This is a genomic window from Pseudomonas sp. TE31087 (genome assembly GCF_057284075.1).
In genome coordinates this window covers 1-15486 of the sequence record NZ_JBXVNN010000001.1, presented here as the reverse complement: position 1 = coordinate 15486, position 15486 = coordinate 1, and the positions used below count along the sequence as shown (strand labels likewise).

Below are 15486 nucleotides of genomic sequence, written 5' to 3'. Positions count from 1 at the left end.
ATGCAAGAGCTCATCAACACCACCCTGCTGATCATCGGCGGCGGCCCCGGCGGTTATGTGGCCGCCATCCGCGCCGGGCAACTGGGCATCCCCACCGTGCTGGTCGAAGGCCAGGCCCTGGGCGGCACCTGCCTGAACATCGGCTGCATTCCCTCGAAGGCGCTGATCCATGTGGCCGAGCAGTTCCACCAGGCCAGTCGCTTCACCGAACCTTCGCCGCTGGGTATCAGCGTATCCTCGCCGCGCCTGGACATCACGCGCAGCGTCGAGTGGAAGGACGGCATCGTCGACCGCCTCACCAGCGGCGTCGCCGCCCTGCTGAAAAAGCACGGCGTGAAGGTGATCCATGGCTGGGCGAAGATCCTCGACGGCAAGAGCGTCGAGGTCGATGGCCAGCGCATCCAGTGCGAGCACCTGCTGCTGGCAACCGGCTCGAACAGCGTCGAACTGCCGATGCTGCCGATCGGCGGGCCGATCATCTCGTCCACCGAGGCCCTGGCGCCCAAGGCGCTGCCTCAGCACCTGGTGGTGGTCGGCGGCGGCTACATCGGCCTGGAACTGGGCATCGCCTACCGCAAGCTTGGCGCCAAGGTCAGCGTGGTGGAAGCGCGCGAACGCATCCTGCCGACCTACGACGCCGAACTCACCGCGCCGGTGGCCGACTCGATCAAGAAACTCGGCATCGCCCTGTACCTGGGCCACAGTGTCGAAGGCTATGCCGACGGCTGCCTGCTGGCCAGCGATGGCCAAGGTGGCCAGCTGCGCCTTGAGGCTGACCAGGTGCTGGTGGCCGTGGGCCGTCGCCCTCGTACCAAAGGCTTCGGCCTGGAAAGCCTGGATCTGAAGATGAACGGCGCGGCCATCGCCATCGACGAGCGCTGCCAGACCAGCATGCGCAACGTCTGGGCCATCGGCGACGTGGCCGGCGAGCCGATGCTGGCGCACCGGGCCATGGCCCAGGGCGAGATGGTCGCCGAGATCATCGCCGGCAAGAGCCGACGCTTCGAGCCGAGCGCAATCGCCGCGGTGTGCTTCACCGACCCGGAAGTGGTGGTGGTCGGCCAGACCCCGGAACAAGCCAGCCAGCAGGGCGTGGACTGCATCGTCGCGCAGTTCCCCTTCGCCGCCAACGGCCGGGCAATGAGCCTGGAATCAAAGACCGGCTTCGTGCGCGTGGTGGCCCGCCGTGACAACCACCTGATCCTCGGCTGGCAAGCCGTGGGCGTGGCGGTGTCGGAACTGTCCACCGCCTTCGCCCAGTCGCTGGAGATGGGCGCACGCCTGGAAGACATCGCCGGCACCATCCACGCCCACCCGACCCTGGGCGAGGCGGTGCAGGAAGCGGCATTGCGCGCCTTGGGCCACGCCCTGCACATCTGACCTGACACTGAAGCGGCAATCGCCGTATTTGGCCCGCTACGCCCCTGGCGCAGCGGGTCTTTTTTTCACTCGGCGACGACGTTCTTGCCGGCTGCCTTGGCCCGGTACAGCGCCTTGTCGGCACGGCCCAGCAACCCCTGACGGTCCTCCCCTTCGCGCCACTGCACCACGCCATAGCTCATGGTCAGCTGGCACTGGCCTATCGGCGGCACTTTGGCCAAGGCCTCCTGGATTCGCTGCGCCGCTTCACGTGCCTGCTCCTGCGAAGTTCGCGGCAAGACCACCACGAATTCATCGCCGCCCCAACGTGCCAACAAGTCCTGCTCGCCCAGACACCGACGGATCCGTTCGGTAACCTCGACCAGTGCGGCATCGCCACGGGCGTGGCCGTGCAGGTCGTTGATCGGCTTGAAGTCGTCCAGGTCCATGGCGATCAACGCCAGCGGTTCACGGAAGCGCCGGGCGCGCTCGCACGCCTCCTCGAGGGTCTTTTCCAGGCGATAGCGATTGGCGGTACGGGTCAGGGCGTCGCGTTCGGCCAACTCGCGATTCTCGTCGAGCTGGCGCTGCAACTGCTGGTTGACCCACGACAGTTCGCGGGTGCGCTCGGCCACCAGGCCTTCCAGGGACAGGTTGCGCTGCTCGAGTTCGGCGACCAGGCGCTTGCCCGCGTCGATATTGCGGTGGGCGCCGAGCATCCGCGCCACCGAACCGTCGGCGTTACGGGCGATGACATGGCCGCTGTCCTCGATCCACAGATAGCTGCCATCCTGACAGCGGCAACGGTACTCGATGAGATAGCGCTCGTTGCGCTGGTTGATGTAAGCCTCGAAATGCGCCATCACCCGCGGGTAATCCTCGGGGTGAATCACGCTTTCCCAGGTCAGCACGGAATTGTCCAGCGAATGGCTGGCGTAGCCCAACATCGCGTACCAGCCCGGGTTGCGGTAGACATAGCCGCTGTTGGCATCCCAGTCCCAGATACCGTCGCTGATCAGATCGAACAAGGTGTGCAATTGCTGCTCGGTGAAGCCAGCCGGTAGCGGCTTTGTTGCCTGACTCATGGACGCGCTCCCTGTTGTCCAGCAACTGCGCCCCGTATCCGGTGCTGCCGACACATGCTTGTATTTGCCGCAAGCGGCAATCCTGTTCCTATGCCGGGCAAGCATATTCCGAGCAACTGGCTGCCGGAATAGCCCTGACGGCCTATTTCGCCCCGGTACCACTACTGGTACTGCTTTTGCCCCTTTCGTCGTGTCTTCAGCTCCATCCCGGGAGCCATCATGCTTATCACCGCGATCGCTCGACAGATCGCCCAACGCATGCAGGAGGAGACCGAGATGAAACGATCAGGAAGCGCAGCGCGCCCAGGGCGCCATGACCTCGGCGGATGACAGGGACACCGAGCGTAAGTACAGCGCCAAGCTGTAGCCCTGAGCATCCGTCAGTAAAAGCGCTGCGGATCCCCTGACTCAAGCAGGCTGGCCAACTGGGTCAGGGCGAAGCGCAACTCCTCCCGACTGGTCGGCGCCATCAGCACGACCCGCACGCCACGTGGATCGCCCGTGCGCTCCACCTGGAACTGACTGGCGCTCATGACCACCACGCCATTGGCCCGCGCCAGCAAGGCGAACTCGTCGCTGCGCCACGGCTCGGGCAGGTTGAGCCAGAGGTGATAGCAGTGCGACTGGCTCTGCAGCGACGCACTGCCGAAGACTTCACGGGCGATGGCCTGACGTGCCGCCGCCTCGGCGCGGTGCATGCGGATCAACTGGCTGTCCAACCCTTCGCCGATCACATGGCTGGCCAATTGCGCGGTCAATGGCGAAGGCATCCACACCGTGCTGCGCACCATGGCGGTCAGGCGCGACAGCAGCTTTGGCGGGCTGTACAGGTAGCCGATGCGCAGCGCCGGCATGACCGACTTGGACAGGCTGGTGAGGTAGATCGAACGCTCCGGGGCGAAGGTCGCCAGCGGCCGGGTCTGCGGGTCGGTGGCAAGGAAGCCGTAGATGTCATCGTCCAGCAGCAGGAAGTCGAACTCCTCCGCCAGCGCCGCGATCTGGGCGCGCCGCTCGTTGGACATGATTGCCGTGGTCGGGTTCTGGCAGGTCGCCACGCACACCAGCATGGTGGGCCGCTCACGCTGGCAGATCTCGCGCAAGGCCTCGGGGATGATGCCCTGCTCGTCCATCGGCACGCCACGCAGACGGCGGCCCAGGCCATGGGCCACGGAAATGATGCCCGGATAGCACAGCGACTCGCACAGTATCAGGTCGCCCGCCCCGGTCAGGGCGCTGATCGCCACCATCAGCCCATGCTGGGCACCGCTGGTGATGACCACCTGCTGCCACTGCGCACCCGGTAGCCACTGGCGCAACCATTGCGCGCCCGCCTCGCGATGCGCCGGATGGCCGCCGTCGGGGGCGTAGTCCAGCACCTGCTCCAGCCGTGAGGTATTGGCCAGCTCGGTCAAGGCGTTGCGCAACCAGTACTGCAGGGTTTCGCCGTAGGGCTTGATGATCGACAGGTCGAGCACTTCGCTGCGGACCGCGGGGGCAGCACGGGCGGCAACGGGGGCCTCGTCCGTCTCGGCGATCCGGTCAAGGACGTAGGTGCCACGCCCCACCTCGCCCTGGGTCAGGCCACGGCGCGACGCCTCGGTATAGGCGCGGCTGATGGTGCCGGGCGTGACATCCAGCGCCTGCGCCAATTCGCGCAGCGTCGGCAAGCGCTCGCCACGCCGCAGCGCGCCGCTGGCAATGTCATGCGCCAGCGCATCGGCGATGGACAGGTAGACAGGCTGATTGCTTTCGCTGATCCGTGGAACCCACATGAGACGGCTACCGGGCTGAAAATGATTGAAATTTGAACACACAGGCCGACTTGAGTCGATCCTCCGAGCGATTCAAGTTGTGCCTTCCTGCCATGAAATCACGGATGAAATTGTCCCTCTGTGGGAGCGGGCTTGCCCGCGAACACCGGCGGAGCCGGTGCCATCCACCGCGCCGCATGCTTCGCGGCTAAACCCGCTCCCACAGGTACTCACTGAATCAACAAGTTACAGCTTGCTCCATGAGGAGTGAACGTGCCCGCGATGGGCTGGAGAGCAGCCCCACTTGAATTCAGGACCCTTTAACGTATAGATTCAATTTGAATCGACTCAATCGAATCAATCAACTCACCTGGACTCGCCATGGACAACCTCAGAAAGGATTTTTCCCTCTCCGCCCTGGTCGCCGGCCTGATCGCCGTGATCATCTCCTACGCAGGCCCCTTGATCATTGTGTTCCAGGCCGCCGACCAGGCAGGTCTGGACAACGCAGCGACCGCTTCGTGGATCTGGGCCATCTCCATCGGCAGCGGCCTGACCGGCCTGCTGCTGAGCTGGAAACTGCGGGTGCCGGTGATCACCGCCTGGTCCACGCCCGGCGCGGCGCTGCTGGTGTCGATGCTGCCGAGTGTGTCACTGGCCCAGGCGGTGGGCGCCTATATCGTCGCCTCGCTGCTGATTGCCGCGATCGCCCTGAGCGGCGCCTTCGACAAGCTGATGAATCGCCTGCCCAAGGCCATTGCCGCGGCGATGCTGGCCGGCATCCTGTTCCGCTTCGGCGCCGAGCTGTTCAGCTCGATCCGCCTGCAGCCCGTGCTGGTGTTGTCGATGCTGGCGAGCTACCTGCTGTTCAAGCGCCTGTCGCCGCGTTACGCGATTCTTTCGGTGCTGATCGTCGGTTGCGGCCTCGCCGCCGGCCAGGGCCAACTGGACACCCAGGCGCTGGTGCTGGAAATGACCATCCCGACCTGGACCAGCCCGCAGTGGAGCTGGCAGGCCATCGTCAATATCGGGTTGCCCCTGGCCCTGGTATCGCTCACCGGCCAGTCGGTGCCCGGCATCGCCGTACTGCGCACCTCCGGCTACCAGGTGCCGGCACGCCCGATCGTCTCGGTCACCGCCCTGGGTTCGCTGCTGCTGGCGCCGTTCGGCTGCCACGGCGTCAACCTGGCGGCGATCACCGCTGCCATCTGCACCGGCCGCGAGGCCCACGAGAACCCGGATAAACGCTATATCGCCGGCATGGCCTGTGGTGCCTTCTACCTGCTGATGGGCAGTTTTGGCGCCACCCTGGCCTCGGTGTTCGCCGCCCTGCCGAGGGAACTGATCGCCGCCCTCGCCGGCCTGGCACTGTTCGGTGCCATTGCCAACGGCCTGGCGGGCGCCATGAGTGACGAGAAACAGCGGGAGCCGGCGCTGATCACCTTCCTGGTCACCGCATCGGGCATGAGCCTGCTCGGTCTTGGCGCCGCGTTCTGGGGGCTGATCTTCGGGCTGGCGGCACACTTCGCCCTGAGCTACAGCCGCACGGCCCAACAGCCGCAGGCAAGCGTTCAGGTACGGTGAAGAAGACAAGGGGAATGGGGAAATGGCGTCCCAGGGCAGGTTCGAACTGCCAACCTTCCCCTTAGGAGGGGGATGCTCTATCCAATTGAGCTACTGAGACACTGAAGCCGACAACAGACGCTGTGCGGCGGGGACGGCGAGCATGTTAACCAGCGTGCGGGCATTTGTCATGTATCAATCGGGCGTTTTGCACGTCGGCTTTTTCCCCTGCGCGTCAGCGATCACACCTTCGCTGCGCAACAGCGCGAGCAACGCTTCGACCGCGCTGGCCAGCGAAGCGGAGTTGTCCACGACATGCACGCCGGGATCATACGCCTGCAACCTGAAGTTGCGGGCCAGGCGCTGTTCGATCTCTTCGTTGCTCTCTCGCCCCCTGGCCAGCAGACGCTGGCGCAGCGCCTGCTGTGAAACGGTCAGCCCCACGGCCACCAGGTCGGGATAGCGCTGCCGGGCATTGGCCAGGTAGGCACGCGAACCATTGACCAGCACCGACCGACCCGCAGCGAGCCATGCGTCCAGCTGAACAGGAATGCCATAGCTCAAGCCGTTAGCCTGCCAGTCCAGGGCAAAGGCCCCCGCCTCGCGCATCGCCTCGAAGCGCTCGACGCTCACTCCGAGGGCAGCTTCGCCCTTGGCCTCGGCTGAGCGCGTGATGACCCGCCGGGCGACTTCGACACCTAGGGTGAACAATCGCTCACGCGCCGCATCGATCAGGGAATCTTTTCCCGAACCCGACGGTCCCATGAGGAATACAAGGCGCCCCCTTGAGGTTGCCCCACCGCTTGCGTCATATTGCATAGCCACTATGCTCAATGTATGGGAAACCAGCCTATTCCAGGATTTTCCCTAGGCCTTTACCGTCTTTTACCAGATTTTGACGGCATTTGTCTGACACCGGTGTAATTCGATGAATGTGAAACTTTTCAAACCAGTGCTCATTTCTGATAATTGGTACTGGCAAAAAGCCTTTATCGAGATCACTATTTGTCACAGAATTGACGCCAAGGAAACGGCGACCCTGAGGCAAGATGAAGAACCAAAATCACATCACGGTTGAACATTTTGTCGTCGCCGCGGTCGTACTTCCACCGTGCGGCCAATTTGCGAACCGCTCCCCCTGAACCAGAACAACCGGTCAATTTATATGCGCCCAATGAAACAGGCTATCTATTCGAGCCGCACCGCTGACAAGTTTGTCGTCCGCCTGCCAGACGGGATGCGTGAGCGCATTGCCGAGGTAGCGCGCAACCACCACCGCAGCATGAACTCCGAGATCATCGCCCGCCTGGAGCAGAGCCTTATCCAGGAAGGCGCCCTGGGTGATGAACTGAGCATGCGCCTGGACAGCCCAGAGCTCAGCCTCCACGAACGTGAACTGCTGCAGCGCTTCCGCCAACTGTCCCACCGCCAGCAGAATGCCCTGGTCGCCCTCATCGCTCACGATGTGGAAATGGCCGCCGACGCGTCCTGATCCAGGCAGCGACACCGCACACAAAAAAGCCAGCGCAAGCTGGCTTTTTTGCATCTGGTGATTGCGGTGGGGTACCGCACGCCCCCTGTAGGAGCGGCCTTGTGTCGCGATAGGGCCGCATCGCGGCCCCAGGATTTCAGCATTGATGCAAAGATCGCCGGGGCCGCTTTGCGGCCCTTTCGCGGCGCAAGGCCGCTCCTACAGGGGGTTGCGCATGACCTGAACCCAACGCTTACAGCAGGAACAGCGTAGCCAGCCCAAGGAAGATAAAGAAACCACCACTGTCGGTGACCGCCGTAATCATCACACTCGACCCCATCGCCGGATCACGCCCCAGGCGCGTCAACGTCATCGGGATCAGTACGCCCATCAAGGCGGCCAGCAACAGGTTCAGGGTCATCGCAGCTGTCATCACCAGACCCAGCGACCAGCTACCGTAAAGCCAGAACGCCACGACACCGATCACGCCCCCCCAGATCAGGCCATTGAGCAGCGACACCGCCAGCTCCTTGCGCATCAGGCGGCTGGTATTGCCCGGCGACACCTGGTCGAGGGCCATGGCGCGCACGATCATGGTGATGGTCTGGTTGCCCGAGTTGCCGCCAATACCCGCCACGATCGGCATCAGCGCCGCCAGCGCTACCAGCTTTTCGATGGAGCCTTCGAACAGGCCGATCACCCGCGAGGCGACAAAGGCGGTGATCAGGTTGATGGCCAGCCACGCCCAACGGTTGCGCAGCGAGCGCCAGACCGAGGCGAAGATGTCTTCCTCCTCGCGCAGACCGGCCATGTTGAGCACTTCGCTCTCGCTCTCTTCACGAATCAGGTCGACCATTTCATCGATGGTCAGACGGCCGATCAGCCGCTCGTTCTTGTCCACCACCGGGGCGGAAACCAGGTCGTAGCGCTCGAAGGCCTGGGCGGCGTCGTAGGCATCTTCCTCGGGGTGGAAGGTCACCGGGTCATTGGCCATGACCTCCGCGACTTTCTTGTCCGGGTCGTTGACCAGCAACCGCTTGATCGGCAGCACGCCCTTGAGAATGCCATCGTAATCGACGACGAACAGCTTGTCGGTATGCCCTGGCAGCTCCTTGAGCCGGCGCAGGTAGCGCAATACCACCTCGAGGCTGACGTCTTCGCGGATGGTGACCATCTCGAAGTCCATCAGCGCACCGACCTGCTCTTCGTCATAGCTCAGGGCCGAGCGCACACGCTCGCGCTGCTGGGCATCGAGGGTTTCCATGAGCTCGTGCACGACGTCGCGAGGCAGCTCCGGCGCCAGGTCGGCAAGTTCGTCGGCGTCCATTTCCTTGGCGGCGGCCAGCAACTCGTGATCGTCCATGTCGGCGATCAGGGTCTGGCGCACGGCGTCGGAGACTTCGAGCAGGATGTCGCCGTCGCGATCCGAGCGCACCAGCTGCCAGACCGTCAGGCGGTCGTCCAGCGGCAAGGCTTCGAGGATATAGGCGATGTCGGCGGGGTGCAGGTCGTCGAGCTTGCGCTGCAGTTCGACGAGGTTCTGGCGGTGGACGAGGTTTTCCACCAGGTCATGGTGGTGACCTTCCTGACGGTGCGTCAGGTCCTCGACCACCCGCTGGCGCTGCAGCAGCTCGATCACCTGGGCCAGGCGATCCTGCAGGCTGTCTTGGGCTTTCTTTACTTCGATTTCGGTCATAGGCGAACTCCACTCCCAGCAGCGGAGCACGCCGGGAGAATCAATCGGTCAGATCAGGCTGTATGAAGCGTGTTGGCGAGTAACTACTGGGTAAGTCCATGGTGGGATTCCACAAGCCCCGGCGGGGCTGACGGGCGCAATCATACACTGTGCAAGCTGTCGGATCGCTTAAATTTTTGGCCAGAACAATCGTTTGCGCGCTAAAGCTGTGACAACGCTCGAAGCCATCAGTGCGACGGTCGCTCTGGCGTGAAAAGCACATTCGTCTTGCGCTGGTTCGATTTGCGGCGCCTGGCCCCTTTCGGGAACATCTACAGAACAGCGTAGATGGACATCCGTGACAATTCAGCGCGCCAGAAAAACAAAAAGCCCGCTCTAACGAGCGGGCTTCTTGATGTGTGGCGGACTCAGCAGGATTCGAACCTGCGACCGCTCGGTTCGTAGCCGAGTACTCTATCCAGCTGAGCTATGAGTCCGTGGTGGTAGTTTTAGGCCAGATTACCACTGGCTTGTTGAAGTGCCTTTGCAAGCAAAACCACTTCAAAAGTGGCGGACTCAGCAGGATTCGAACCTGCGACCGCTCGGTTCGTAGCCGAGTACTCTATCCAGCTGAGCTATGAGTCCGTGTTTGGTAGTTTTAGGCCAGATTACCACTGGCTTGTTGAAGTGCCTTTGCAAGCAAAACCACTTCAAAAGTGGCGGACTCAGCAGGATTCGAACCTGCGACCGCTCGGTTCGTAGCCGAGTACTCTATCCAGCTGAGCTATGAGTCCGTGGGGTAGTTTTAGACCAGATTACCACTGGTGGATTGAAGCAGCCTTGCAGGCAAAGCCACTTCAAAAGTGGCGGACTCAGGAGGATTCGAACCTCCGACCGCTCGGTTCGTAGCCGAGTACTCTATCCAGCTGAGCTATGAGTCCGTGTCTTGCTGTGCCATTCGGATCGCTTTAAGCGCTCCAGGCAAATAATGGCGGTGAAGGGGGGATTCGAACCCCCGATACCCTTATGAGGTATACTCCCTTAGCAGGGGAGCGCCTTCGGCCACTCGGCCACCTCACCGCAACACGAGGCGAATATTAAACACACCCTTCCTCGTTTGCAACCCTTTTTTTGAAAAAAACTTCAAAAAAATTAAAGGCTTGGCTCCTCGTCCTTCTCTTTCTTGATCCGCAGGTAGATTTCCTCGCGGTGAACAGCCACTTCCTTGGGCGCGCTAACGCCAATACGCACCTGGTTGCCTTTGACACCCAGGACCGTCACGGTGATCTCACCGTCACCAATGATCAGGCTCTCGGCGCACCGACGAGTCAGAATCAGCATAGTTTTCTCCTCACATGAATCTTCAGGGACAACAGTCTTTGAAAAGCAGGGCCTGGCCGGGGACGACGGCACTGGCCCGGATCGACCACCACGGCTGCCTGGACAGGGACAGCCGCAGCGGCCAGAAACGCGAAGGGCGCGGCAAGCCGCGCCCCTCCAGGCAGCGTGTCACTCACCCTGTCGGGCGGGAGCGTCGAGTTCGAACGCGGTGTGCAGCGCGCGTACGGCCAGCTCCAGGTACTTCTCTTCGATCACTACCGAGACCTTGATCTCGGAGGTGGAGATCATCTGGATGTTGATGCTCTCCTTGGCCAGGGCCTCGAACATGCGGCTGGCAACGCCCGCGTGGGAGCGCATGCCGACGCCGACGATCGACACCTTGGCGATCTTGGTGTCGCCGATCACTTCACGCGCGCCGATTTCGCGGGCGGTGTTCTCCAGCACGCTCAGCGCCTTCTCGTACTCGTTGCGGTGCACGGTGAAGGTGAAGTCGGTGGTGTTATCGTGCGAGACGTTCTGCACGATCATGTCGACTTCGATGTTGGCGGCGCTGATCGGGCCGAGGATCTTGAAGGCGACACCTGGGGTATCCGGGACGCCACGAATGGTCAGCTTGGCCTCATCACGGTTGAAGGCGATACCGGAAATGATCGGCTGTTCCATGGATTCCTCTTCATCAATGGTAATGAGGGTACCCGGACCCTCCTTGAAGCTGTGCAGCACGCGCAGCGGGACGTTGTACTTGCCGGCGAACTCCACCGAGCGGATCTGCAGCACCTTGGAGCCGAGGCTGGCCATTTCCAGCATCTCCTCGAAGGTGATCTTCTCCAGGCGCTGAGCCTGGGGCACCACACGCGGGTCGGTGGTGTAGACGCCATCGACATCGGTGTAGATCTGGCACTCGTCGGCCTTCAGCGCCGCCGCCAGGGCCACGCCGGTGGTGTCGGAGCCGCCACGGCCGAGGGTGGTGATGTTGCCGTGCTCGTCGACGCCCTGGAAACCGGCGACCACCACAACACGGCCGGCCTTGAGGTCGGCGCGGATCTTCTGGTCGTCGATCTGCAGGATGCGCGCCTTGTTGTGCGCGCTGTCGGTGAGGATGCGCACCTGGTTGCCGGTGTAGGACACCGCCGGCACGCCGCGCTTCATCAGGGCCATGGACAACAGGGCAATGGTAACCTGCTCGCCGGTCGAGACGATCACGTCCAGCTCGCGGGGTTCGGGCTTGTCGGTGATCTGCTTCGCCAGGTCGATCAGGCGATTGGTTTCCCCGCTCATCGCCGACAGCACAACCACCAGGTCGGTGCCTTGCTCGCGGAATTTCTTGACCTTGTCGGCAACCTGCTCGATCCGCTCGATGGAACCGACAGAGGTACCGCCAAATTTCTGTACGATCAACGCCATTTCAAAGGTGCCTCAGCCCTCAAGGGCCCCAAAAAACAATCCAACATGGCGGGGACGCCGACTAGACCGGCGCCCCCTCCATCTCAAAGTCCCTGCTCGGCGAACGGCACGGCCAGGGCCAGCGCCTGGTCCAGCGCGGCGACGTCGACGCCACCGCCCTGGGCCATGTCAGGACGACCGCCGCCCTTGCCACCGACCGCCGCAGCAGCTTGTTTCATCAGGTCGCCAGCCTTGAGTTGGCTGGAGAGGTCCTTGGTCACGCCAGCCACCAGCACGACCTTGCCCTCATGCTCGCTGCCCAGCAGGATCACTGCGTGGCCGAGCTTGTTCTTCAGTTGATCGACGAGCGCCAGCAGCGCCTTGCCATCCTGCCCATCCAGGCGGGCGGCGAGGACCTTGGCACCCTTGACCTCAACGGCCGCGTTGGAGAGATCATCCCCGGCGGCGCTGGCGGCCTTGGCCTGCAGCTGCTCGAGCTGCTTTTCCAGCTGGCGGTTGCGCTCGAGCACAGCCGACAGCTTGTCGATCAGGTTGTCGCGATTGCCCTTGACCAGCTGCGCGGCTTCCTTGACCTGCTCTTCGGCAGTGTTCAGGTAGGCCAGCGCGGCGGCGCCGGTGATCGCTTCGATACGGCGCACGCCAGAGGCCACGCCGCCTTCGCTGATGATCTTGAACAGGCTGATGTCGCCGGTGCGCTTGGCGTGGATGCCACCGCACAGCTCGACGGAGAAGTCACCGCCCATGCTCAGTACGCGCACGGTGTCGCCGTACTTCTCACCGAACAGCGCCATTGCACCCTTGGCCTTGGCGGTCTCGATGTCGGTCAGCTCGGTCTGTACCTCGGTGTTGCGACGCACTTCGCGATTGACGATGTCTTCCAGGGCCTTGATCTGTTCTGGCTTGACCGCCTCGAAGTGGCTGAAGTCGAAACGCAGGCGCTGGCTATCGACCAGCGAGCCCTTCTGCTGCACGTGCTCGCCCAGCACCTGGCGCAAGGCTTCGTGCAGCAGGTGGGTGGCGGAGTGGTTCAGCGAGGTGGCGTGCTGCACCTCGGCATCGACGCGGGCATCAACTGCGGCACCGACAGTCAGCGCGCCGCTGGCGACCACGCCGTGGTGCAGGAAGGCACCGCCGGTCTTGGTGGTGTCGCGCACGTCGAAGCGCACGGCGCCGGCCTGCAGGTAGCCGCAGTCACCGACCTGGCCGCCGGACTCGGCGTAGAACGGGGTGCGGTCGAGGACCACGACGCCCTCCTCGCCCTCAGCCAGTTGCTCGACGGCCTGGCCGTCCTTGTACAGGGCGATGACCTTGCCCTGACCTTCGGTGGCGTCATAGCCGAGGAAGTCGGTGGCGGTGTCGACCTTGACCAGGCTGTTGTAGTCCATGCCGAAGGCGCTGGCGGAGCGGGCACGCTCACGCTGGGCTTCCATCTCGCGCTCGAAGCCGGCTTCATCGATGGTCAGCTCGCGCTCGCGGGCGATGTCGGCGGTCAGGTCCATGGGGAAGCCGTAGGTGTCGTACAGCTTGAACACCACGTCGCCCGGCACGACCTGGCCCTGCAACTGGGCCAGGTCCTGCTCGAGGATGCGCAGGCCCTGCTCGAGGGTCTTGGCGAACTGCTCTTCCTCGGTCTTGAGCACGCGCTCGATATGCGCCTGCTGGCTCTTGAGTTCAGGGAAGGCTTCGCCCATCTCGGCCACCAGCGCGGCGACGATCTTATGGAAGAAGCTGCCCTTGGCGCCCAGTTTGTTGCCGTGGCGGCAGGCGCGACGAATGATGCGGCGCAGCACGTAGCCGCGGCCTTCGTTGGACGGCAGCACGCCGTCGGCGATCAGGAAGCCGCAGGAACGGATGTGGTCGGCAACCACTTTCAGCGATGGCTGGTCGTCATTGGCGCAACCGATGGCTTTGGCGGCAGCGGCCAGCAGGCTCTGGAACAGGTCGATCTCGTAGTTCGAGTGCACGTGCTGCATCACCGCACTGATGCGCTCCAGGCCCATGCCGGTATCCACCGACGGCGCTGGCAGCGGGTGCAGGACGCCATCGGCGGTGCGGTTGAACTGCATGAAGACGTTGTTCCAGATCTCGATGTAGCGATCGCCGTCTTCTTCCGGCGAGCCGGGTGGGCCGCCCCAGATGTCGGCGCCGTGGTCGTAGAAGATCTCGGTGCACGGGCCGCACGGACCGGTGTCGCCCATGGTCCAGAAGTTGTCGGAGGCGTACGGGGCGCCCTTGTTGTCACCGATGCGCACCATGCGCTCGGCCGGCACGCCGACTTCCTTGGTCCAGATGTCGTAGGCCTCGTCGTCGCTGGCGTAGACGGTGACCCACAGTTTTTCCTTCGGCAGATTCAGCCACTTGTCCGAAGTCAGGAAGGTCCAGGCGAAGGTGATGGCATCGCGCTTGAAATAGTCGCCGAAGCTGAAGTTGCCCAGCATCTCGAAGAAGGTGTGGTGACGGGCGGTGTAGCCGACGTTTTCCAGGTCGTTGTGCTTGCCACCGGCGCGTACGCACTTCTGGCTGCTCACGGCGCGGGTATAGGCGCGCTTTTCCTGGCCGAGGAAGCAGTCCTTGAACTGGTTCATGCCGGCGTTGGTGAACAGCAGGGTCGGGTCATTGCCCGGGATCAGGGAGCTGGAGGCAACGCGAGTATGTCCCTGCTCTTCGAAGAAGCGGAGGAAGGCTTCACGGATTTCTGCGCTTTTCATAGGTTCTTCCACGGAAACGGCGGCCACACGTCGAATCGACGAAACGACGGCAAAGGGCCGCATTATATCGGTCCTGCAGTCTCGGTGCAGTGTGTTTATGCGATAGAAACCGTCGAATGGACGGTTTGTCGGACTACAGCAATTGAAAACGGCATGACCGCGATGCTAAAGCCAGCGTTTCGCTACTGGCAAGCCAATTACGGTCCCGGGGCGGGGAAAATTAACAGGTTGGTGAATTAAAAGAATTTCATCACCAAAGGGATCCAAAACAGGACGGGGCAGAGCTCGACTGTAGGAGCGGCCTTGTGTCGCGAAAGGGCTGCGTAGCAGCCCCGGGATTTCAATGGTGAGCAAAGATCGCCGGGGTCGCTTTGCGACCCTTTCGCGACACAAGGCCGCTCCTACAGAAATCGCGCAAGGCTTGAGGGTAGCATCAAGCCAGCCGTTGGCCCGAATCCGGCACGATCAGGATGCCGGCGCGCAGCCCGTTCTTCACCTTGGGGTTGGGGAAGATGATCCGCGCGCCCTCCTCCTCCACCACCCAGCGCGTCTCGGCCAGGTCTTCGGCCAGCAGGTAGCCCTTGCTGAGCTCGGAGAAATTCTCGATGTCCGCCGGCAGGTGCAGGTGGAAGCTGTCGCTGTGCTTGATGATCTCGCGGGCGACGCTGAACAGCTTCAGGCCGTCGAGCGAGTCGCCGGTCTCAGGCTCGGTACCTTCGATGATCTGGATGAGGCGTTCTTCGAGCTTGTCGAGATTGACGCCTTCGTTCTGCCCAAATGGCCGCGCCTTGCCCAGTTCAAGGGTAAAGGCCTCGGCCTCCAGCTGCTCATAGGTGAAGGCACTGAAGGTAATCGAAGGCTTGCTCTGCAGCAGCACTGCCTCCATCCCTGCCGCAGCCAGGCGCGCCAGTTCACGCCGGGAATGCGTGCGGCCCTCCTTGTAGGGATACAAGGCGAACTGCTCGATCTTGGACCCGCGAATGGCGGTATGCAGGTCGTAATGCAGACGGGTGCGCTCAGGCTTGCTGAAGAACACCCGGGCGAACTGCTCGAGCTCGGCGGCGCGCAGCGCCTCGAAGCCGCTGGAGAGTTCGTGGCGGCCATTGAACAGGCGGTTGATGTCCTGCTC

At 62.9% G+C, this 15486-nt stretch carries 11 protein-coding genes and 6 tRNA genes; 3 read left to right on the top strand and 14 right to left on the bottom strand.

Annotation, left to right across the window (positions count from 1 at the left end):
- Entirely contained in the window at positions 1-1380 is a 1380-nt protein-coding gene (gene lpdA / locus ACZ899_RS00085; protein WP_203651566.1) for a dihydrolipoyl dehydrogenase, read from the top strand.
- Positions 1381-1445: 65 nt separating this feature from the next.
- Here the strand turns inward: lpdA and ACZ899_RS00080 are convergent, their stop codons facing one another.
- Together ACZ899_RS00080 and ACZ899_RS00075 are read right to left on the bottom strand one after the other, a co-directional pair.
- Positions 1446-2444 (bottom strand): diguanylate cyclase domain-containing protein, encoded by a 999-nt coding sequence (locus ACZ899_RS00080; RefSeq protein WP_234561789.1) that lies wholly within the window; start codon positions 2442-2444, stop codon positions 1446-1448.
- A gap of 380 nt (positions 2445-2824) precedes the next feature.
- Positions 2825-4216, bottom strand: a complete 1392-nt coding sequence (locus tag ACZ899_RS00075; protein ID WP_234561791.1) for an aminotransferase-like domain-containing protein — start codon at positions 4214-4216, stop codon at positions 2825-2827.
- Between the two features lie 360 nt (positions 4217-4576).
- Between ACZ899_RS00075 and ACZ899_RS00070 the strand changes: the two genes are divergently transcribed.
- Positions 4577-5779, top strand: coding sequence for a benzoate/H(+) symporter BenE family transporter (locus tag ACZ899_RS00070; RefSeq protein WP_234561793.1), 1203 nt, complete (start codon positions 4577-4579; stop codon positions 5777-5779).
- 23 nt (positions 5780-5802) lie between these two features.
- Here the strand turns inward: ACZ899_RS00070 and ACZ899_RS00065 are convergent.
- Both ACZ899_RS00065 and phnN read right to left on the bottom strand, forming a co-directional pair.
- Positions 5803-5879 (bottom strand) — tRNA-Arg (locus ACZ899_RS00065).
- Between the two features lie 74 nt (positions 5880-5953).
- The gene (phnN, locus tag ACZ899_RS00060) at positions 5954-6577 is read right to left on the bottom strand and encodes a phosphonate metabolism protein/1,5-bisphosphokinase (PRPP-forming) PhnN (protein WP_234561795.1); all 624 of its coding nucleotides are present in this window, start codon (positions 6575-6577) and stop codon (positions 5954-5956) included.
- A gap of 346 nt (positions 6578-6923) precedes the next feature.
- Between phnN and ACZ899_RS00055 the strand changes: the two genes are divergently transcribed.
- The gene (locus tag ACZ899_RS00055) at positions 6924-7250 is read left to right on the top strand and encodes an Arc family DNA-binding protein (RefSeq protein WP_003254499.1); all 327 of its coding nucleotides are present in this window, start codon (positions 6924-6926) and stop codon (positions 7248-7250) included.
- A 232-nt stretch (positions 7251-7482) separates the two neighbouring features.
- Here the strand turns inward: ACZ899_RS00055 and mgtE are convergent, their stop codons facing one another.
- The 10 genes from mgtE to ACZ899_RS00005 all read right to left on the bottom strand — a co-directional run.
- Positions 7483-8925 (bottom strand): magnesium transporter, encoded by a 1443-nt coding sequence (gene mgtE, locus ACZ899_RS00050; RefSeq protein WP_110738608.1) that lies wholly within the window; start codon positions 8923-8925, stop codon positions 7483-7485.
- Positions 8926-9324: 399 nt separating this feature from the next.
- Positions 9325-9401, bottom strand: a tRNA-Arg gene (locus ACZ899_RS00045).
- A 71-nt stretch (positions 9402-9472) separates the two neighbouring features.
- Positions 9473-9549 (bottom strand) — tRNA-Arg (locus ACZ899_RS00040).
- Positions 9550-9621: 72 nt separating this feature from the next.
- Positions 9622-9698: transfer RNA gene (locus ACZ899_RS00035), tRNA-Arg, on the bottom strand.
- Positions 9699-9768: 70 nt separating this feature from the next.
- Positions 9769-9845 (bottom strand) — tRNA-Arg (locus ACZ899_RS00030).
- Positions 9846-9893: 48 nt separating this feature from the next.
- Positions 9894-9984: transfer RNA gene (locus tag ACZ899_RS00025), tRNA-Ser, on the bottom strand.
- A 72-nt stretch (positions 9985-10056) separates the two neighbouring features.
- On the bottom strand, positions 10057-10245 hold the full coding sequence (gene csrA / locus ACZ899_RS00020; protein WP_003254503.1) for a carbon storage regulator CsrA: 189 nt from the start codon (positions 10243-10245) through the stop codon (positions 10057-10059).
- Positions 10246-10413: 168 nt separating this feature from the next.
- Positions 10414-11649, bottom strand: coding sequence for an aspartate kinase (locus ACZ899_RS00015; protein ID WP_028691060.1), 1236 nt, complete (start codon positions 11647-11649; stop codon positions 10414-10416).
- An 83-nt stretch (positions 11650-11732) separates the two neighbouring features.
- Positions 11733-14357: an alanine--tRNA ligase gene (alaS, locus tag ACZ899_RS00010; protein WP_234561799.1), complete on the bottom strand. Its 2625-nt coding sequence runs from the start codon at positions 14355-14357 to the stop codon at positions 11733-11735.
- A gap of 433 nt (positions 14358-14790) precedes the next feature.
- A partial coding sequence (locus ACZ899_RS00005; protein WP_485627100.1) for a succinylglutamate desuccinylase occupies positions 14791-15486 on the bottom strand: 696 nt, incomplete at its 5' end.